This window comes from Ferrovibrio xuzhouensis (assembly GCF_042648965.1).
In the GTDB taxonomy this organism is placed as follows: Bacteria; Pseudomonadota; Alphaproteobacteria; order Ferrovibrionales; family Ferrovibrionaceae; genus Ferrovibrio; species Ferrovibrio xuzhouensis.
Genome location: NZ_JBHRYJ010000005.1, coordinates 77,303 through 95,120, shown reverse-complemented (window position 1 = coordinate 95,120; position 17,818 = coordinate 77,303). Strand labels below are relative to the sequence as shown.

Below are 17,818 nucleotides of genomic sequence, written 5' to 3'. Positions count from 1 at the left end.
CAGGCGGGTCAAGCGACTGGCCCTCGAATCGGTTTTTCCCGCATGGAACAGGATGAATGGCGCGGCGCGTGATGTTGCGATGGAGTCGGTTGCTGGTGCGCTGGGTGATGGCCGCCGCGGTGACTCTTCTGGTGCTTGCCGGCGCCCTGGTCTGGCGGATTTCGCAGGGGCCGATCTCGGTCGGCTTCCTCGCCCCCTATGTCAGCGACGCGCTGGCGCTGTCGGATTACGGGATCACCGCCGAATTCGACGATATCGTGGTGGCCTGGGCCGAGGACGACGAGGCCCTGCGGCTGCGCATGTACAATGCGCGCTATCGGGCTGCCGGCGGCCAGGTCGCCATGCGGATTCCCACGGTCGACATGGCGCTGAGCATCCGCGCGCTGCTGCATGGCGTGATCGCGCCGCGCTATGTGCATGTCTCCGGCATCCTGGCGCGCATCGTCCGCGATCGCGACGGTCATTTCCAGGTCGGCATTCCCGCCGCCGACGGTGACGATGCCGCCGCCGCGCCGCCCGGCCAGCTGCCACCGGCCGCCCAGGTCCCGCCTGCCGGTCAGCCCTCTGATGTGCCGGCCCCGTCTGGTCAGGGCCTGTCTGGTCAGGGCCTGTCTGGTCAGGGCCCGTCTGGTCAGGCCCCGGCTGCCCAGGTGCCGTCTGCCGGTCCGGCAGCGGGCCCCGATCTTGCCCAGGTCATGCTCGGCGCATTGTTCACCGAGATGTCGGCGCCGCGTGGCTACGACAATCCGCTCGGCCAGCTCGATACGGTGTCGATCTCCGCCGACCGTCTGGTGCTGGAGGACTGGAAACTCGGTCAGCGCTGGGTGGTGCCCGGCGCGCAGATCGTGTTGCAGCGCGGCGAGGGCCATGTCTTCGCCACCGGGACCGGCGCGCTGGATTTTCGCGACAAACGGGTCAACCTCGATGTGAAGGCCGATTACACGCTGGCCGACCGTTCGGCTGGCGTCACGCTCGGCTTCGACAACATCGAGCCGGCGGATTTCGCCGATGTGGTGCCCGAGCTGGCGCCGCTGAAATACCTGCGCACGCCGCTCGGCGGCAGCCTGATCCTGCATCTCAACGAGAACGGCGAGCAGGTCGATCTCGGTTTCGACCTCAAGGCCGGCGCCGGCACCATCGTCATACCCGACCAGACGGCCGTGCCGCTGCAACTGCAGGAAGCGGCCTTCCGCGGCACGGTGCTGGATGGCGGCCGCCGCCTGCGGCTCGACGAGGCCAATTTCGCCTTCGCCGACAAGTTCCATTTCTCGCTGGCCGGCATGGTGACCCGCGATCCCGCGCCCGCCGGCGGCAGCGACCGTGTCGGCGCCGATCTCACCGGCCAGTTCTTCGACCTGTCGACCGATGCCACGGCACGTTACTGGCCGCCGGCCATGGCGAAGAACGCCCGCGACTGGATCATCGGCCACCTGCATGGCGGGCGCATATCGGCCGGCCGGTTCGCCGCGAAGCTGACGCCGGACATGCTGGATGGCACCACGCGCATCCCGGCCGATGCGATCAAGCTGGATTTCGCCTTCGATGGCGTCGATGTCGATTACCTGCCGCCGATGACTAGGCTGACCGGCGGCAATGGCGTGGCCAATCTCGATGCCGACACTTTCCGCCTCACGCTGGAGGCAGCGAAAGTCGGGCCGCTGGTGGTCGATGGCGGCGAGGTGACGATTACCGGCCTGCAGGACAAGGACCAGTTCGCCACCATCAGCAGCATGGCCAAGGGCAGCAGCCGCGACCTGCTGGCCCTGATCGATCAGAAACCGCTGGGTTTCCCGTCCAAGCTCGGGATCAGGCCCGACCAGACCAGCGGCAGCGGCAGCGTAAAATGGCGGCTGAAATTCCCGCTGGAGAGCAAGCTGAAGCTCGATGACCTGACGGTCAGCGCCGAATCCACCATGACCGACATGGGTATGACCGGCCTGATGGGGCGCTACGACCTGTCGGGCGGCGCCATGACCATGAAGGCCGACAACAAGGGCCTGCAGGCCGAAGGCAGCGCATCGCTGAACGGCGTGCCGGTGCAGATCGGCTGGCGCCAGAGCTTCGATGCCAAGGCCGCCGTGCAGGCGCGGTACAATCTCAAGGGCCGCTTCGACGAGGCGCAGCGCAAGGCGCTCGGCTATCCGCTGGCGCCTTATGTCGAAGGCCCGGCCGACGCCAATCTCGATATCGAGGAGCGTCGCGGCGGTGAAGTGGCGGTCGGCGGCGAGTTCGACCTGACGGCCGCCACCATCACGGTGGCCGAGGCCCATGTCGACAAGCCGGCCGGCGAGCAATCGCAGGGCCGCATCCTGGTGCGCACCAAGACCGGCCAGCCGGTGCAGTTCGATGCCGTCGAGCTGACCGGACCCGGCCTCACGCTCCGGGCACGGGCGACCCTGCCGCAGGGCGGCGGCTGGAGCGCCGAGGTGACCCGGCTGAAATATGGCGACAGCGAGGTTGCCGGCAAGGTCGCCTTTGCCGCCAATGGCGACACCACCATCGACATGGCCGGCAAGCGCTACGATCTGCAGCCGTTCCTGAAGGATGCCTTCGAGGACGATGCCGGGCCGGACGCGACCAAGCCGCGGCTGGTGCTCAACCTGCGGCTCGACGAGGCGGCGATCGACAAGGATCTCGAGATGCGCAATCTCGTGCTGCAGGTCCGCCGCGAGCCGACCCGGCTGGAGCATGTCTCGCTGACCGGCGGCTTCGCCAAGGCCGGTGGCGTTACGCTGACCATCGCGCCGGAACTTGGCGCACGCAACCTGGAGCTGGTCTCCGACAATGCCGGCGCCGTGCTGCATTTCCTCGGCCTGACCAACATGGAAGGCGGCACCATGCAGGTGCATGCCCGCTACGACGACACCAAACCCGGCCACCCGATGGCCGGCAAGATGGAGATGAAGAACGTCAAGGCGGTGCGCGCGCCGTTTCTCGCCCGGCTGCTCGGCATCGGCTCGTTTGCCGGCCTGTCGGCGGTGCTGAATTCCGAGCAGGGCATCCTGTTCGAGCGTGGCGAGGTGCCGTTCAGCCAGAAGGATGGCGTGCTGACCATCGGCGACAGCCGCCTGCAGGGACCGCAGCTCGGCATCACCTTCTCCGGCACCGTCAACAACAAGACCCGCGCGATCAGCGTCAGCGGCACCGCGGTGCCGGCCTTCGTGCTCAACACCATCCTCGGCAAGATCCCGATCCTCGGCGATATTTTCGTCGGCGATGGCATCATCGGGGTGAATTTTGCGGTGTCGGGCCCGAAGGACGACCCGCAGTTCACCGTCAATCCGCTGTCGGCGATTGCGCCGGGCTTCCTGCGCAAGATCTTCCAGGCGCCGGAGGCGCCGCCGCCGCCGCTGCCGGGCGAGAAGCCGAAACCGGTGGTCCCGCCGCCGCGCTACGATCCCTCGGTACCGGCCCTGCGGCCGGAATAGGCGATCCGGCGGGCGGCTTACGCCGCCTCGATCAGCACGTGACGCTTCTTGCCGAAGCTGAGCCGCAGCCGGCCGTCGGGGCCGAGATCGGCGCTGCCGATCTTGCGGGTTTCCTCGGCGACCGCCGCGTCGTTGACGCGGATCGAGCCGCCGCGGATCTGCCGGCGCGCCTCGCCGCCGGACTTGGCGAAACCGGCTTCCTGCACCAGCGCGAAGGCCTCGATGCCGGCATCGAGGCGGTCGCGGGCGATGCGGAGCACCGGCAGGTCGCCGCCGAAGCTGCCTTCCTCGAAGGCCTTGCGCGCCGTCTCGGCGGCCAGCTCGGCGGCCTCGCGGCCGCGGCACAGCGCCGTTGCCTCGGTGGCGAGGATCTTCTTCGCCTCGTTCAGCTCGGCGCCCTGCAGCGTTTCCAGCCGGGCGATCTCGTCGAGCGGCAGTTCGGTATAGAGGCGCAGGAAGCGGCCGACATCGGCATCCTCGCTGTTGCGCCAGTACTGCCAGTAATCGTAGGTCGGCAGCATGTCCTCGTTCAGCCACACCGCGCCCTGGGCCGACTTGCCCATCTTGGCGCCCGACGACGTGGTCAGCAGCGGGCAGGTCAGGCCGAACAGGCTGAGGTCGGCGGCGCGGCGGCCGAGCTCGACGCCGTTGACGATGTTGCCCCACTGGTCGGAGCCGCCCATCTGCAGGTTGCAGTCATAGCGCCGCGCCAGTTCGACGAAGTCATAGGCCTGCAGGATCATGTAGTTGAATTCGAGGAAGCTGAGCGGCTGCTCGCGCTCCAGCCGCAGGCGCACGCTGTCGAAGCTGAGCATGCGGTTGACCGAGAAATGCCGGCCGTAATCGCGCAGGAAGTCGATGTACTGCAGCTTGTCGAGCCAGTCGGCATTATTGGCCATCACGGCATCGCCCGCAGCCTCGCCGAAGCGCACGAAGCGGGCAAACGCGGTCTTGATGCTGGCCATGTTGCCGGCGATGTCGTCGGCGGTCAGCAGCTTGCGGCTCTCGTCCTTGCCGGACGGATCGCCCACCTTGGTGGTGCCGCCGCCCATCAGGACGATCGGCTTGTGGCCGGCCTTCTGCAGCCAGCGCAGCATCATGATCGACAGCAGGTTGCCGACATGCAGGCTGCGCGCGGTGCAGTCATAGCCGACATAGCAGACGATGCCGCCGGGCTGCATGGCCTTGGCGTCCAGCGCCGCCGGATCGGTGCACTGGTGCAGGAAGCCGCGCTGGCTCAGCGTCTGCAGGAAGTCGGACTGGTAGCTGTACTCGGTCATCACGGGCCTGATGGTCTGGTCTGTGCGGAAAGGGGCCCGATGATCTAACATACAGGTCCCGATTCTCCCAGCCCTCCAACCCGGACGCAGCGTTCCCCTCTTGTCCCAGCCCGTCCTTTCCCAGCCATACTGGATCATCGGCCTGATGAGCGGCACCTCGATGGACGGCATCGATGCCGCGCTGCTGCGCACCGACGGCGAGACCATCGCCGGCTTCGGCCGGGCCCTGACCCTGCCTTACCCCGAAGCGCTGCGGGCGCAGATCCGCGGCTGCCTCGGCGGCCAGGGGCCGACCGCAGCGGTCTCCCGCGCGCTCACCGCCGCCCATGCCGATGCCGTGCGGGCGCTGCTCGGGCAGGCCGGCATGGCGCCGGCCGACATCGCCTGGCTCGGCTTCCACGGCCAGACCCTGCTGCACCGGCCCGATGCCCGGCCGCGGCGGAGCTGGCAGCTCGGCGACGGCGGTCTGCTGGCGCGGCTGACCGGCATCGCCACGGTCAGCGATTTCCGCGCCGCCGATATCGCCATGGGCGGGCAGGGGGCGCCGCTGGTGCCGCTGTATCACGCAGCCCTCGCCCGCCATGCCGGACTGGCTGCACCACTGCTGGTGCTCAACCTCGGCGGCGTCGGCAATGTCACCTGTATCGGCGCGCGCGACGACGACCTGCGCGCCTTCGACACCGGCCCGGGCAATGCGCTGATCGACGACTGGCTGCGTCGCCATACCGGTGCCGCCCATGACGAAGGCGGTGCGCTCGCCGCCACGGGTATGGTCGACGAGGCGGCGCTCGCCGCGCTGATGGCGCATCCGTATTTTGCCGCGCCGCCGCCGAAGTCGCTCGACCGCGACGATTTCGCCGCCCATGCCGAGGCCATCACCGCCGGGCTGTCGCCGGCCGATGGCGCGGCGACGCTCACGGCGTTTACCGCGGCCAGCGTGGCGCGGGGGCTGGCGCATCTGCCGGAACGACCGCTGCGCTGCCTGGTCGCCGGCGGCGGCCGGCATAATGCGACCCTGATGCGGCTGCTGCCGGGCTATCTCAACATGCCGGTGGAGGCGGCCGAACAGGCCGGCTGGCACGGCGACCATCTGGAAGCCGAGGCCTTTGCCTTTCTGGCGGCGCGCGCGGTGCGCGGCCTGCCGCTCAGCCTGCCCGGCACCACCGGCGTGCGGGTGCCGGTCACCGGCGGCCGGCTGTGGCGGCCGTGACAGTTCGACCTCATGAGCCGGCCCGGATGCCCTATACTGGGTCCTGACGGAGCCGTATTCAGGGAGGACCGACCATGACCGACAGTTACGCACTGGCCGAGGATGAGCGTCGGGTGCTCGAATGCCTGGGGGCTGCGGTGGTGCTGCAGTGGAACGAGCTGCCGATGCCGCTGCAGCGCGACCTGTTTCGCGCCGCCGCGGCAGCAAAGACGCAGCCTGACCCGGCGCTGAAGACCGCCATCGCCCGCTTCCTGCACCTGCACAAGGACGATCCGGCGTCCTAGCCGTCGCTTACTTGGTGCGGAAGAAGCCGACCAGTTCGGCGAGCTGGCGGGCCTGGTCGGCCAGCGCCTGCGCCGAAGCGGAGGTCTCTTCCACCAGCGCGCCGTTGCGCTGGGTGGTTTCGTCCATGCTGCCGACCGCGGTGTTGATCTGCTCGAGCCCGGTGGCCTGCTCGCGCGACGCTGCCGCGATCTCGGCGACGATGTCGCTGACCTTCTTGATCGCCGCGACGATCTCGTCGAGCGAGCTGCCGGTCTGGTTGACGAGGCCGGCGCCGGTCTTGACCTGCGCGTTCGACGCCGAGATCAGCGCCTTGATGTCCTTCGACGCATTGGCGCTGCGCTGCGCCAGCCCGCGGACTTCCTGCGCGACCACGGCAAAGCCCTTGCCGGCCTCGCCCGCACGCGCCGCCTCGACCGAGGCATTGAGGGCAAGGAGATTCGTCTGGAAGGCGATCTCGTCGATCAGGCCGACGATGTCGGCGATCTTGCGCGCGCTGTCCTCGATCTGCGTCACGGCAGTGACGGCATCGCGCACCACGGCGCCGCCCTTCTGTGCCGTATCGCGGGCCGTGACGGCCAGCTGGTTGGCGGCCTGGGCGTTGTCGGCATTCTGCTTCACGGTTGTCGTGATCTCGTGCATCGACGCCGCCGTTTCCTCGATGCTGGCTGCCTGCGATTCCGTGCGGCTGGCCAGGTCCTGGCTGCCGGCGGAGATTTCCGCCGAGGCATCCTGCACCGTGCGCGCCGCCTCGGCGAGCTGGCGGGCGATGGTGTTGAGCCGCTCGCCCATGCGGTTGGTCGAGCCTTTCAGCTCGCCAAACGCACCGCGATAGTCGCCGGCCACCGCGCGGGTGACGTCGCCTTCCGACATCGCCGAGACCACGGCGGCGAATTCGCCGATCATGCTGTCGAGCGTGCCGGCGAGGCCATTGAGCTGGCGCGAGAAGTCGAGGAACACGCCGTCCTTGCCGGTCTCCGCGATGCGGCTGTCGATGCGGCCGTCGGACACCGCGCTGCAGAAGGCGGCGATCTCGCGGGTGATCTCGGCGTTGCGCGCCATCTCGTCTTCCTGCTGGCGCTGCTGCTGCGCCAGCCGGTTGCGCTCGTCCTCTTCCAGCCGCTTGGCCTGGCCGGCGCTGTCGCGCAGGGCTTCCAGCGCGGTGCCGATGCGGCCGAGCTCGTCGGGATGCCGCGACGGCGGCACCGGGGTGGCGAAGTCGCTCGCGCGCAGGCGGTCGACGGCGCCGAGCAGCTCCTGCACCGGGCGGCTGAAGCGGCGACGCAGGGTGACGATGCCGAACAGCGCGATCAGCAGGGCGGCGGCAAGCGCCAGGCCCGACAGGGCGAGGCCCTGCTGGGCGGCGGCCTGGCCGGCCGAGGAATCGGCAATCGCATCATCCAGCGCGGTGAAGGCGATATCGACGATCGGATTGAACGGGCCCTGGCAGGTCTTGTCCCAGTCGACCGGCGAGACCACCGGCTTGCCGCTGCCGTCCAGCTTGGCGACGAGGCCATCGACGCCGGCCTGGTATGTGTCATAGGCCGCCTTGCCCTCCTGCACTGCCTTGGCGATGGAGGGCGGGATGCCGTCGCGGGCGACGATCTCCGCCAGACCGCTCCAGCCGGCCAGCACCATGCCGCGATTGCGGTCCAGCATCTGGCGCTGCTTGTCGTCGAGCGGTTTGCTGGTGTTGATGTTCAGGCGCTGCTGCGAGCACTGCAGGCCGTAGCGGTCGCGGATCTGCCAGGCGAAGCGGCGCACCTGCACCAGCTCGGCGATGCTCGGATCGAGGATGCGGATCTCGTTGCTGACCACGCCCGAGGCGGCATTGGCGGCGGCGATCACCGCGCCGGCGGCGTTGTACCAGTCGCTGGTGTTGGGCACCGACCGCTCGCCGCGCGGCTTGGCGGCCTCGGCGTAGAGCAGCGCATACTTCGGCTCGAAGGCCGCCCAGCGCTGGTTCAGTTCGGCAATCGCCTTGTCGCGGCCGGGGATCGCCACCTTCTGCAGCGCGGCCAGCATGCCCTGGTATTTTCCGGTGGCGGTGGCCTTGGCCTTGTCGATGCTCGGCCTGGCGTCGTCCTCGCCGAGCAGGGCGCTCTGCACGTTGCCGCGGTCGGTGCGGATATGGATGACGGCGTCGAACAGCACGCGGTCGGCCTGGGCCAGCGCGGCGATGCGGCCCTTCTCGGCGACATTGTCCCAGGCCTCCTTGACCTGCAGCAGGGTGACGACGAGGCCGACGGCGCCCAGCAGCAGGATGATCACCAGCAGCAGGCGGTTGAGCGATGTGCGGAACATGGTGCGTTTCCCCACCCGCCAGGGCGGGTTGTGTCAGGTCAGATGAAGGGTCGGGTTGATCCCGACCTCGCGGAATGACAGTACCGGAGGGTAGGGTGGCGGGACCATACCCGCCGTACACGCACCGTACAATCGAAATAGTATTGCATGGACTGCACGTCATGATTGATGTGGCAGCATAGCCGATGGCCCGGTTTTTGCCTGTTTCCGGGGCGAAAGAGTCCCGATCTAGACCTGGTGCAGCAGGAACATGCCGCCGCCGAGCAGCACGAGTGCGCTACCGAAGGTGCGGGCGATATACAGCAGCCGGTGGCGCTCGGTGCGCAGGGCCAGCCTGGCGAGGCGGGCTTCCGGCACGCGCTCCTGCATGTCCTCGTACTGCCGGGCTAGCATATGGGCGGTGGGCAGCGGCGCCGGGCTGTCCTCGGTCATTTCCTGCCGGCTGGCGACCAGCAGCACAGCCAGCCCGATCAGCGCGATCCCGGCCCAGCCGACATGGGCGACCAGCATCAGCGCCAGCAGGCCGGCCGCCGTCCAGCCGGCGGCGGCGATCACGGCAAGGGCAAGCCAGTGGCGCGGGTCCATGGCGGCAGGATAGGGCGGGATGGCCCCGGCAGGACACCGGGAATTGCAGGAATCCGGCCGGTTGGCCTCTCTATCTGTGTATTATATCCTAGTTTGTTCCCTATATGTATTGAAATGCGCTGACCGCCGCCTATCTCCCCCTGCATCCCCAGCAGCAAGGAGCCGGACCCATGTCCACCGAAGCCCCCATTGCGTCCGCCGATGACTCCACCAGTGCACCCGGGCCTGCCGGCCCGGCGTCGCGGCCTTACACGAAAATCGACTGGAAGCAGGCGGCGGCGCTGATCGCCGGCGGCCGCACGGTGGAGGCCACGGCCGTCGCGCTCGGCCTGGCGCCCGAGCGGATCTGGCGGCATCTCAATCGCAGCCTGCGCTTCCGCTTCTATCTGCGGCAGGCCATCGAGCGGCAGCGGCTGGAGGCCGAGCTGCATCTGGCCGCGGCGGCCCGCGACGCCGTGCTGGCGCGCAGCCGCGACCCGGCCGGGCTGGACGGCGCCGACCTGCGCTGGCTGGCCGGCGAAGGCGGGCTCAGCGGCTGCGCCGGGCGCCGGGCTGCCGAACAGGGCGGTGCCGGCGAGGATCTGGTCATGCAGCTTGCCGCCACCGGCAACCGGCCGCCGAGCCAGGCGCTGCGCCGCCGGCTGGCCGCCCGGCAGGCCGAGATGGACCGCTTCATGGCCGAGGCCCGCGACGAGCTGGCGGCCGCCGAAGCCGGATGGCGCGCGGCGGATGCCGGCGCCGCGCCGGTCACCGCGCCGGGCGCTGCCGGTGCGGAACAGGCTGGAACGGTCACCAGCGGTCACGAACGGGCGGAAACGGTCACCAGCGGTCCGGAACGGTCCGCAGCGGGCGCCAGCGGTCTGCAACGGTCGTCAGCGGGCACCAGCGGTCCGGAACGGACCGCAACGGTTACCGCCGGGGCGGAGGAAGACGCGGCGCCGGACGACAGGGAGCGGGATTGCCGCATCCCGCGGCCGTATCTGTCAGGGGCCGTCATCGACCTGCCGCCCTCGACCGATGCGGCCGGCAATCCGCTGGAACCGGAGGCGGCGGCCGACGGCACGTCCCGGGCCGGGTTCCGTGCGGGCGGGCGGGACGGATAAGCGTGTCAGTTCTGCTGCTGGGCGGCGGCGGCGCCCTTGCCGGCGCGCGCCGAGGTCGGCACCAGCGAGACCTTGATGTATTTGTCGGCCGCGGCGGTCAGCTCGTCGAGCTTGCCCTCGAAGAAATGGTCGGCGCCCTGCACCTTCTTGTAGTCGATCTTGATGCCCTTCTGCAGCGCCAGGCGCTGGGACAGCTTGGCGCTGTCGTTCTCCGGCACGATCTTGTCGTCGCTGCCCTGGATGATCAGGCCCGAGGAGGGGCAGGGGGCGAGGAAGCCGAAGTCATACATATTGGCCGGCGGCGCCACGGCGATGAAGCCGTCGATCTCCGGCCGGCGCATCAGCAGCTGCATGGCGATCCAGGCGCCGAAGGAAAAGCCGGCGATCCAGACCGCGGCGGCATTCGGGTTGTGGGTCTGCAGGTAATCCAGCGCCGAAGCGGCATCCGACAGTTCGCCGATGCCGTTGTCGAAGGTGCCCTGGCTGCGGCCGACGCCGCGGAAGTTGAAGCGCAGCACCGAAAAGCCGCGCTTGGAGAAGACGTGAAAGAGGTTGTAGGTCACCTTGTTGTTCATCGTCCCGCCATACAGCGGGTGCGGATGCAGGATCAGTGCGATCGGCGCATTGGCCTCCGGCCCGTGGCTGTAGCGGCCTTCCAGCCGCCCGTCGGGACCGGGGAATATGATCTCTGGCATTTTTGCTCGTCGCTTTTCGCCGGATTCCGGGGAAGAAATCCCATATCACGGCTGCTGGTATCGGGTGACTGCTGGTATTCGTTTGCGCGTTGGCCAATTTTACCATAATCGGCATCGCGAAATTCAAGCCTGAAATGCAGTTGTCATGTCGCCATCCACAGATTCTTCGCCGGTTTACCTCGATTACAACGCCACGGCCCCCCTGCGGCCGGAGGCGCGCGCGGCTTTGCTGGCGGCTTTGGCGGCGCCGGCCAACCCCTCCTCGGTGCATGGCTTCGGTCGGGCCGCCCGCAGCATCGCCGAGTCGGCGCGCGAGCAGGTTGCGGCGCTGGCCGGGGCCGAACCGAAGCGGGTAGTGTTCACTTCGGGCGGCACCGAGGCCAATAACCTCGCCATTGCGCTCGCCCGGGCTCCGGTCAGCGGCCCGGTCGGCGCCCGGCCTGGCGTGACCCGGCTGGTGGTTTCGGCCATCGAGCATGATTCCGTGCTGCGCCCGGCCCGCGCCAGTGGCCTGCCGGTCACCGAAGTGCCGGCCGGGCCGGACGGCCGGGTCGATCCGGCGGCGGTGGCGGCGGCTCTCGATGCGGGGGAAGGCCCCGCCCTGGTCTGCCTGATGCTGGCCAACAACGAGACCGGGGTGATCCAGCCGGTGGCGGACGTCACCCGGCTGGCCCATGAACGCGGCGCCCTGGTGCTCTGCGATGCCGTGCAGGCGGCCGGCAAGATCCCCCTCGACCTCGCCGCGCTGGGCTGCGACTTCCTCACCCTCTCGGCCCACAAGCTCGGCGGCGCCACCGGCTGCGGCGCGCTCATCACCCGCGACGACTGGGCCCCGGCGCCGCTGATCCGCGGCGGCGGCCAGGAACTCGGCCAGCGCGCCGGCACCGAGAACTTGGGCGGCATCGCCGCCTTCGGCGCCGCGGCGGCCGTCGCCCGGGCGAGCCTGCCGGAGCAGGCGGCCCGGATCGCCGGCTTGCGCGACCGGCTGCAGGCGGCGCTGACCGGCGCCTGCCCGGCGGCCGTCGTCTACGGGGCGGAAGCCGGGGGGATGGGGGCCGGGCGCCTGCCCAACACGCTCTGCATCGGCATGCCCGGCGTGCCGGCCGAGACCCAGGTGATGGCGCTGGATCTTGCCGGCGTGGCGGTCTCGGCCGGCTCGGCCTGCTCGTCGGGCAAGGTGACGCCGAGCCATGTGCTGACCGCCATGGGCCTGCCCGGACAGGCCGCCCGCGAGGCCGTCCGCTTCAGCCTCGGCTGGGCCAGCACGGATGCCGACATCGAGCGTGCAGCCTCCGCCTGGATCGCGCTGGCGGCGCGCAAGGTGAAGTGATTTTTCCGTTCATATATTAACTATAATATATTGAAACATATACTAAATTATAACTTTAACTGAAGTTTCCGATCAATTTGGAACCGGATCCGCCGGCGCGGCGTTTCAACCCTGCGCAGCCGGTCTTTGATCCTGCGCAAACTGCGCCATGGCGGTCTGGTCTATGCCTGCGCCACGGCCATCCGCGGGAGGAAGCGCAGCATGCAACAGGCCCGTATCGAGACGGTTCGCCAGCCGGCCGCCCGGCCGGTCGTCCAGTCGCCCATCCAGTCGCCCGCCCGGTCGCTCACCCGGGCCGCCGGTCCGGCGCTGACCGAGGCCATGGTCGGCGACCTGGTCCGCCACCTCTATGGCCGGGTGCATGACGATGCCCTGCTCGGTCCGATGTTCCGCATGGCCGCCCCGGACTGGGAGGAGCATCTCGAGGAGGTCACCGATTTCTGGTCCCACGTCCTGCTCGGCACCGGCCGCTACGAGGGTGGCATCATGGGACTGACCGGGACCTTGCGGATGAAGCCGGCGCATTTCGAACGCTGGATGGCGCTGTTCCGCGCCAGCGCCGAGACCCTGCTGCCGCCCGGCGCCTGCCGGCAGGCCTTCGACGCCGCCTCGGTGATCGACCTGCGCCTGCGCGCCTGGCAGGCCCAGCTGCAGCAGCCGGACTGACCGCCGCCAGGACCATCTTCCGGGATCGACCCCGCCCCCCGTACCCCCGGCGGTTGCGACCGGGGAGGCCGGGCGATATATCGACCGGGCGCCCCCGCAAGGAGATGGTTCCCGGAATGCCCAAGATGACTTTCATCCAGCCGGACGGCAAACGCCTCGAGGTCGACGCCCCCGTCGGCCTGTCGGTGCTGGAGATCGCCCACAAGCACGGTGTCGATATCGAGGGGGCCTGCGAGGGCTCGCTGGCCTGCTCGACCTGCCACGTGATCATCGACCCGGCGTGGTACGGCCGGCTGCCGGCCGCCAAGCCCGACGAGGAAGACATGCTCGACCTCGCCTTCGGCCTGACCAAGACCTCGCGGCTCGGCTGCCAGCTCATCATGACCCCGGACCTCGACGGCCTGACCGTTGCCCTGCCGACGGCGACCCGTAACATGATGGGCTGAGACGCTCGCCTGAAAAGCAGAAATCACCAGATCCCGGGGAGGGGACTGACCATGGGCCTGAAGGCCGAGACGCGCGACCGCCTGAAGACGGTCAGCACCGCCACGCTGGCCACCGCGCTGTACAAGCGCGGCCTGCGCAGCCAGTTCATCCAGGATGTGAAGCCGCTCAATCCGGCGCTGCCGGTCATGGTGGGCGAGGCCTTCACGCTGCGCTACATGCCGGCGCGCGAGGATCTCAACCCGATCACGGTGTTCCAGAACCCCGAGCATCCGCAGCGCAAGGCGGTGGAAATCTGCCCGGCCGGCGCCGTGCTGGTGATGGACAGCCGCAAGGATGCGCGCGCCGCCTCGGCCGGCTCGATCCTGATTTCGCGGCTGATGATGCGCGGCGTTGCCGGCGTGGTCACCGACGGCGGCTTTCGCGATGCCGCCGAGATCGCCCGGCTGGCGATTCCGGCCTTCCACAGCCGGCCCTCGGCGCCGACCAACCTGACCCTGCATCAGGCCATCGACATCAACGTGCCGATCGGCTGCGGCGACGCTCCGGTCTTCCCGGGTGACGTGGTGGTCGGCGATGGCGACGGGGTGATGGTGATCCCGGCCGGGATCGCCGACGAGATCGCCGACGAGGCGGTGGAGATGACGGCCTTCGAGGATTTCGTCACCGAACAGGTGCTCGCCGGCCGCTCGATCCGCGGTCTCTATCCGGCGACCGATCCGCAGACCAAGGTGGATTTCGAGGCCTGGCGGAAACAGACCGGCCGCTAGGTCGGCATCCGGAGAGGAAAACCGGATACCGGCCCAGACGGTATGGTCAGTGCTTGGCGTCAGTGCTTGGGCTTGGCGGCGTCGCGCACGGCGTCCTTCATGCCGCCGACGGCATTCTGGATCTTGCCCTCGGCCTTGTCGGCCTTGCCTTCGGTTTTCAGCTTGGCATCGCCGGTCAGCTTGCCGGCGCCCTCCTTGAGGCTGCCCTTGACCTGCTTGGCGGTGCCTTCGATGCGATCGTGGTCCATGATGTCTCTCCGGGGTCGGTCCATGCCGTGAAAGGCTGGCATGCAGACGTAACGCCGGGCCCGCCCCGTGGGTTCCTGCCTATATTCTCATCAAGTTTATGTGAATTATCATGAAGGCTTGATATTTTGTGGGGAATGTATATTTCGGGATGCGCCGGCTGCCGGAGTGTATTATATGTACACATATGAATAGGCCGGGACGTATTCCGGCCAGCCCGCCAAGCTGTCCCAGACCTGTCGAGCGAACTCATGACCCAGACTGCCGCCGCCGTTGCCGAGACCGCCCCGTCGCATCCGCTGCTCAAGCCGGGCGGCAACCTGCGCGAAGAGACCGTGACCCACGTCCATCACTGGACCGACACGCTGTTTACCTTCAAGACGACGCGCGACCCCAGCTTCCGTTTCATCAACGGCCAGTTCGCCATGATCGGCCTGTTCGTCGACAACAAGCCGCTGCTGCGCGCCTATTCGATGGTCAGCGCGAACTATGAAGAGTTCCTCGAATTCCTCTCGATCAAGGTGCAGGACGGCCCGCTGACCTCGCGGCTGCAGCACATCAAGGTCGGCGACCGCATCATCGTCGGCCGCAAGGCGACCGGCACCCTGCTGCAGGACAACCTGACGCCCGCCAAGACGCTCTATCTGCTGTCGACCGGCACCGGCCTCGCGCCCTTCATGTCGGTGATCAAGGATCCGGACGCCTACGAGCGCTTCGAGAAGATCGTGCTGGTGCATGGCGTGCGCACCGTGGGCGAACTCGCCTACCAGGACCTCATCACCAAAGAGCTGCCCGAGAATGAATTCTTCGGCGACGAGGTGAAGAAGAAGCTGGTCTATTACCCGACCGTGACCCGCGAGGATTTCCGCAACCGGGGCCGCGTCACCGACCTGATCACGTCCGGCAAGCTGTTCAGCGATCTCGGCCTGCCGCCGCTGAACATCGAGAACGACCGCATCATGCTGTGCGGCAGCCCGGCGATGCTGGCCGACATGCGCACCATGCTCGACGGGCTGGGCTGGCAGGAAGGCTCGACCACCGGCGCCGGCCAGTATGTGATCGAGAAGGCGTTTGTTGAACAGTAATATTGGCGTCGAGCAGTAAGTCTTTTCTACGCTGCCGGCCTCAGCTGACCGGCCGGCCGAGCGCGTGCATCAGCGCGATGCCGGCCCAGGTGGCGATCAGGCAGAGCAGCACCGACAGCGCGACATTGCCGCCGGCGCGCAGCAGCAGGCCCTCGCGCAGCAGGCCGAGGGTCTGCAGGCTGAAGCTCGAAAACGTCGTGAAGCCGCCGCAGAAGCCGACCATCAGCAGCAGCCGGGCGTCGTTCGGCAGGCCCCAGCGGGTGACCTCCTCTTCCATGCCGGCCAGCGCGCCGATCACGAAGCTGCCCAGCACGTTGACCAGCAGGGTGCCGGTCGGGAACATCAGCTGCGGCAGGGCGGCATTCAGCCGGGCATCGAGGCTGCCGGCCATCCAGTAGCGGCCGATACTGCCGAAGGCGCCGCCGGCGGCGACAAGAAGATAGGGCGTCATGATCTGCGTCTGTCCTTCCTCGTAACCGGCCGGGCCGGCATTTCACTCGGTGCAGCGGCGAGGAGCGGACAGAATCCTACCGTCAGCGCGCCGCGGTAGGAGCCATCAGCGACCGGCATCGGGCCGGCGGCGGTTGTCGGGGGACTCCATCCCCATCGCCGGGAATGCTAGCGAAAATTTTTTCGCCGGTCAAAAGCCCGCTCTTGGCGGCATCCCGGCGGCCCTCTAGTCTGCGCCGCATGGATACGAGTCCCGACTTTCTCGACTTTGCCCAGGAGCTGTTCGCCCCGCTGGGCGGCGTCAGCGTCCGCCGCATGTTCGGCGGCGCCGGACTGTACTGCCGGGGCCTGATGTTCGGCCTGATCCACGACGATACCATCTACCTGAAGGCCGATGCCGAGACGGCCAAGGCCTTCGAGGCGCGCGGCTGCGGCCCGTTTACCTACGAGGGCAAGGGCAAGCCGGTGCAGATGAGCTACTGGCAGATGCCGGCCGACCTGATCGACGACGCCGACGAGGCGGTTGCCTGGGCCAAGACGGCACTCGGTGTTGCCCGCGCCCAGAAGGCCGCGACACCGCCGCCGGCGAGGCGCCAGCCGGTCCGCCGGCGCTTCTAGGCCGGATCACTCTCCCGGTTCGGGGCCGCCGAGGCCCGGAATGGTTTCGCCGGCCACCGTGCGGGCGAGGCCACGGAACAGCGCGACCATGTTCCCCGTGGCGTCGGTGACCGTCATGTCGTAGACGCTGCTGCGTCCTGTGGTCGAACGCAGCTCCGCGGTGGCAGTCAGCTCTGTGCCGACCGCCACCGGGCGCAGGAAGCTGATGTCGCACTGCTGCGCCACGGTGTTGCGGTTGAAGGAATTGCAGGCATAGCCGAAGGCGCTGTCGGCCAGCGTGAAGATCACGCCGCCGTGGCAGGTCCCGTGGCTGTTGACCATGTCGGGCTGCACGGTCATGCGTAAGCAACAGCCGCCGGGCGCCATGGAGACCAGCGCGATGCCGAGCCGACGCGCGGCCATGTCGCGTTCGGCGGCGAGCTTGCCGACGGCGTCGGCGATGGCCTGCGGCGAGGTCATTGGCCGGTGAACTTGGCCGGGCGCTTTTGCAGGAAGGCGGTCACGCCCTCGATGAAGTCGCGGGTACGGCCGGCCTTGGTCTGGGCCGCGCGTTCGGCCTCGAGCTGGGCATCCAGCGAAGCATCCCAGCTCTGGCGCATCACCTGGCGGATCAGGCCGAGGCCCACGGTCGGGCCCTTGGCGAATTTCGCTGCCAGCTTGCCGGCTTCGGCCATCAGTTCATCGTCGGCGACGCATTTCCAGATCAGGCCCCAGGCGGCGGCGGTCTCGGCCGGCAGCGGTTCGCCCAGCATGGCCAGCCCCATGGCGCGCGCAGTGCCGGCCAGACGCGGCAGGAAATAGGTGCTGCCGGCATCGGGCACCAGGCCGATATTGGCAAAGGCCTGCAGGAAGCTGGCCGACTGCCCGGCGAGGACGATGTCGCCGCACAGCGCCAGCGACATTCCGGCACCGGCGGCCGGGCCGTTGACCGCGCAGACGATCGGCATGCGGAAGGCGGCGAGGCGGCGGATCACCGGGTGATAGCGCTCATGCAGGGCGCGGCCGAGGTCGGGCAGGCCGCAGCCCTGGTTGAGGTCGCCCCCTAACTTATTATCTGGGGCCAGATCGGCACCGGAGCAGAAGCCGCGGCCGGCACCGGTCAGCAGCAGGCAGCGTATCGTCGCATCGGCATCGATCCCGTCGAGGGCGGCCAGCAGTTCGGTCATCAGTTCGGCGCTCAGCGCGTTCAGCCGTTCGGGCCGGTTCAGCGTGATGGTGGCGATACCGTCCGCCTTGCCGACCAGCAGGGTGCTGTAGGCCATGATGGTTTCCTCCCGCAGGTTTATGCGGGCAAGGCTAGCCGATTTCCAGGCGGAACAGGA

Annotated in this window: 18 protein-coding genes and 1 riboswitch; of the genes, 10 read left to right on the top strand and 8 right to left on the bottom strand. The window is 68.5% G+C overall.

Annotated elements, in window-relative coordinates; translation table 11 throughout:
• Positions 1-71 precede the first annotated feature (71 nt).
• Positions 72-3,428 (top strand): YhdP family protein, encoded by a 3,357-nt coding sequence (locus tag ACFOOQ_RS19145; RefSeq protein WP_379729255.1) that lies wholly within the window; start codon positions 72-74, stop codon positions 3,426-3,428.
• A gap of 17 nt (positions 3,429-3,445) precedes the next feature.
• Here ACFOOQ_RS19145 and tyrS read toward each other — a convergent pair whose 3' ends face one another.
• Positions 3,446-4,708: a tyrosine--tRNA ligase gene (tyrS, locus tag ACFOOQ_RS19140; RefSeq protein ID WP_379729253.1), complete on the bottom strand. Its 1,263-nt coding sequence runs from the start codon at positions 4,706-4,708 to the stop codon at positions 3,446-3,448.
• Positions 4,709-4,808: 100 nt separating this feature from the next.
• Here tyrS and ACFOOQ_RS19135 point away from each other — a divergent pair, with 100 nt between their 5' ends.
• Together ACFOOQ_RS19135 and ACFOOQ_RS19130 are read left to right on the top strand one after the other, a co-directional pair.
• Positions 4,809-5,918 (top strand): anhydro-N-acetylmuramic acid kinase, encoded by a 1,110-nt coding sequence (locus ACFOOQ_RS19135; protein WP_379729252.1) that lies wholly within the window; start codon positions 4,809-4,811, stop codon positions 5,916-5,918.
• Positions 5,919-5,992: 74 nt separating this feature from the next.
• Positions 5,993-6,202, top strand: a complete 210-nt coding sequence (locus ACFOOQ_RS19130; RefSeq protein WP_379729251.1) for a hypothetical protein — start codon at positions 5,993-5,995, stop codon at positions 6,200-6,202.
• A 7-nt stretch (positions 6,203-6,209) separates the two neighbouring features.
• Here the strand turns inward: ACFOOQ_RS19130 and ACFOOQ_RS19125 are convergent, their stop codons facing one another.
• The gene (locus ACFOOQ_RS19125; protein ID WP_379729250.1) at positions 6,210-8,504 is read right to left on the bottom strand and encodes a methyl-accepting chemotaxis protein; all 2,295 of its coding nucleotides are present in this window, start codon (positions 8,502-8,504) and stop codon (positions 6,210-6,212) included.
• 228 nt (positions 8,505-8,732) lie between these two features.
• Positions 8,733-9,089, bottom strand: a complete 357-nt coding sequence (locus ACFOOQ_RS19120; RefSeq protein WP_379729248.1) for a hypothetical protein — start codon at positions 9,087-9,089, stop codon at positions 8,733-8,735.
• Positions 9,090-9,259: 170 nt separating this feature from the next.
• Here ACFOOQ_RS19120 and ACFOOQ_RS19115 point away from each other — a divergent pair, with 170 nt between their 5' ends.
• Positions 9,260-10,192, top strand: a complete 933-nt coding sequence (locus ACFOOQ_RS19115) for a hypothetical protein (RefSeq protein WP_379729247.1) — start codon at positions 9,260-9,262, stop codon at positions 10,190-10,192.
• A 5-nt stretch (positions 10,193-10,197) separates the two neighbouring features.
• Here the strand turns inward: ACFOOQ_RS19115 and ACFOOQ_RS19110 are convergent, their stop codons facing one another.
• Positions 10,198-10,887, bottom strand: coding sequence for an alpha/beta hydrolase (locus ACFOOQ_RS19110; RefSeq protein WP_379729246.1), 690 nt, complete (start codon positions 10,885-10,887; stop codon positions 10,198-10,200).
• 145 nt (positions 10,888-11,032) lie between these two features.
• Here ACFOOQ_RS19110 and ACFOOQ_RS19105 point away from each other — a divergent pair, with 145 nt between their 5' ends.
• From ACFOOQ_RS19105 to ACFOOQ_RS19090, 4 genes are all read left to right on the top strand, one after another.
• Positions 11,033-12,217 (top strand): cysteine desulfurase family protein, encoded by a 1,185-nt coding sequence (locus ACFOOQ_RS19105; protein WP_379729245.1) that lies wholly within the window; start codon positions 11,033-11,035, stop codon positions 12,215-12,217.
• A gap of 201 nt (positions 12,218-12,418) precedes the next feature.
• The gene (locus ACFOOQ_RS19100; protein WP_379729244.1) at positions 12,419-12,883 is read left to right on the top strand and encodes a group III truncated hemoglobin; all 465 of its coding nucleotides are present in this window, start codon (positions 12,419-12,421) and stop codon (positions 12,881-12,883) included.
• 116 nt (positions 12,884-12,999) lie between these two features.
• Positions 13,000-13,329 carry a ferredoxin family 2Fe-2S iron-sulfur cluster binding protein gene (locus ACFOOQ_RS19095; protein ID WP_379729243.1) on the top strand — a complete coding sequence of 110 codons (330 nt, stop codon included), beginning with the start codon at positions 13,000-13,002 and terminating at the stop codon, positions 13,327-13,329.
• Between the two features lie 51 nt (positions 13,330-13,380).
• On the top strand, positions 13,381-14,097 hold the full coding sequence (locus tag ACFOOQ_RS19090) for a ribonuclease activity regulator RraA (RefSeq protein ID WP_379729241.1): 717 nt from the start codon (positions 13,381-13,383) through the stop codon (positions 14,095-14,097).
• A gap of 59 nt (positions 14,098-14,156) precedes the next feature.
• On the opposite strand, the gene ACFOOQ_RS19085 is transcribed toward ACFOOQ_RS19090, so the two are convergent.
• Positions 14,157-14,345, bottom strand: a complete 189-nt coding sequence (locus ACFOOQ_RS19085) for a CsbD family protein (protein ID WP_379729239.1) — start codon at positions 14,343-14,345, stop codon at positions 14,157-14,159.
• Between the two features lie 249 nt (positions 14,346-14,594).
• On the opposite strand from ACFOOQ_RS19085, the gene ACFOOQ_RS19080 reads away from it, so the two are divergent.
• A complete protein-coding gene (locus ACFOOQ_RS19080; protein WP_449265823.1) occupies positions 14,595-15,428 on the top strand; it encodes a ferredoxin--NADP reductase in 834 nt (277 codons plus the stop codon).
• Between the two features lie 40 nt (positions 15,429-15,468).
• Here ACFOOQ_RS19080 and crcB read toward each other — a convergent pair whose 3' ends face one another.
• Positions 15,469-15,879, bottom strand: coding sequence for a fluoride efflux transporter CrcB (crcB, locus tag ACFOOQ_RS19075; protein ID WP_379729238.1), 411 nt, complete (start codon positions 15,877-15,879; stop codon positions 15,469-15,471).
• A gap of 89 nt (positions 15,880-15,968) precedes the next feature.
• Positions 15,969-16,042: riboswitch (Fluoride riboswitch) on the bottom strand.
• 76 nt (positions 16,043-16,118) lie between these two features.
• Between crcB and ACFOOQ_RS19070 the strand changes: the two genes are divergently transcribed.
• Positions 16,119-16,496, top strand: a complete 378-nt coding sequence (locus ACFOOQ_RS19070) for a TfoX/Sxy family protein (protein ID WP_379729237.1) — start codon at positions 16,119-16,121, stop codon at positions 16,494-16,496.
• A gap of 6 nt (positions 16,497-16,502) precedes the next feature.
• Here ACFOOQ_RS19070 and paaI read toward each other — a convergent pair whose 3' ends face one another.
• Positions 16,503-16,955 (bottom strand): hydroxyphenylacetyl-CoA thioesterase PaaI, encoded by a 453-nt coding sequence (gene paaI, locus ACFOOQ_RS19065; protein ID WP_379729236.1) that lies wholly within the window; start codon positions 16,953-16,955, stop codon positions 16,503-16,505.
• Positions 16,952-17,758 carry an enoyl-CoA hydratase-related protein gene (locus ACFOOQ_RS19060; RefSeq protein ID WP_379729235.1) on the bottom strand — a complete coding sequence of 269 codons (807 nt, stop codon included), beginning with the start codon at positions 17,756-17,758 and terminating at the stop codon, positions 16,952-16,954. Before ACFOOQ_RS19060 ends, paaI begins: the two co-directional genes overlap by 4 nt.
• Positions 17,759-17,818: the final 60 nt, after the last annotated feature.

Coding starts and splice junctions, on each gene's coding strand:
- ACFOOQ_RS19145 (WP_379729255.1), top strand. CDS start 72: ATGTTGCGATGGAGTCGGTTGCTGGTGCGCTGGGTGATGGCCGCCGCG.
- tyrS (WP_379729253.1), bottom strand. CDS start 4,708: ATGACCGAGTACAGCTACCAGTCCGACTTCCTGCAGACGCTGAGCCAG.
- ACFOOQ_RS19130 (WP_379729251.1), top strand. CDS start 5,993: ATGACCGACAGTTACGCACTGGCCGAGGATGAGCGTCGGGTGCTCGAA.
- ACFOOQ_RS19125 (WP_379729250.1), bottom strand. CDS start 8,504: ATGTTCCGCACATCGCTCAACCGCCTGCTGCTGGTGATCATCCTGCTG.
- ACFOOQ_RS19120 (WP_379729248.1), bottom strand. CDS start 9,089: ATGGACCCGCGCCACTGGCTTGCCCTTGCCGTGATCGCCGCCGCCGGC.
- ACFOOQ_RS19115 (WP_379729247.1), top strand. CDS start 9,260: ATGTCCACCGAAGCCCCCATTGCGTCCGCCGATGACTCCACCAGTGCA.
- ACFOOQ_RS19110 (WP_379729246.1), bottom strand. CDS start 10,887: ATGCCAGAGATCATATTCCCCGGTCCCGACGGGCGGCTGGAAGGCCGC.
- ACFOOQ_RS19105 (WP_379729245.1), top strand. CDS start 11,033: ATGTCGCCATCCACAGATTCTTCGCCGGTTTACCTCGATTACAACGCC.
- ACFOOQ_RS19100 (WP_379729244.1), top strand. CDS start 12,419: ATGCAACAGGCCCGTATCGAGACGGTTCGCCAGCCGGCCGCCCGGCCG.
- ACFOOQ_RS19095 (WP_379729243.1), top strand. CDS start 13,000: ATGCCCAAGATGACTTTCATCCAGCCGGACGGCAAACGCCTCGAGGTC.
- ACFOOQ_RS19090 (WP_379729241.1), top strand. CDS start 13,381: ATGGGCCTGAAGGCCGAGACGCGCGACCGCCTGAAGACGGTCAGCACC.
- ACFOOQ_RS19085 (WP_379729239.1), bottom strand. CDS start 14,345: ATGGACCACGATCGCATCGAAGGCACCGCCAAGCAGGTCAAGGGCAGC.
- ACFOOQ_RS19080 (WP_449265823.1), top strand. CDS start 14,595: ATGACCCAGACTGCCGCCGCCGTTGCCGAGACCGCCCCGTCGCATCCG.
- crcB (WP_379729238.1), bottom strand. CDS start 15,879: ATGACGCCCTATCTTCTTGTCGCCGCCGGCGGCGCCTTCGGCAGTATC.
- ACFOOQ_RS19070 (WP_379729237.1), top strand. CDS start 16,119: ATGGATACGAGTCCCGACTTTCTCGACTTTGCCCAGGAGCTGTTCGCC.
- paaI (WP_379729236.1), bottom strand. CDS start 16,955: ATGACCTCGCCGCAGGCCATCGCCGACGCCGTCGGCAAGCTCGCCGCC.
- ACFOOQ_RS19060 (WP_379729235.1), bottom strand. CDS start 17,758: ATGGCCTACAGCACCCTGCTGGTCGGCAAGGCGGACGGTATCGCCACC.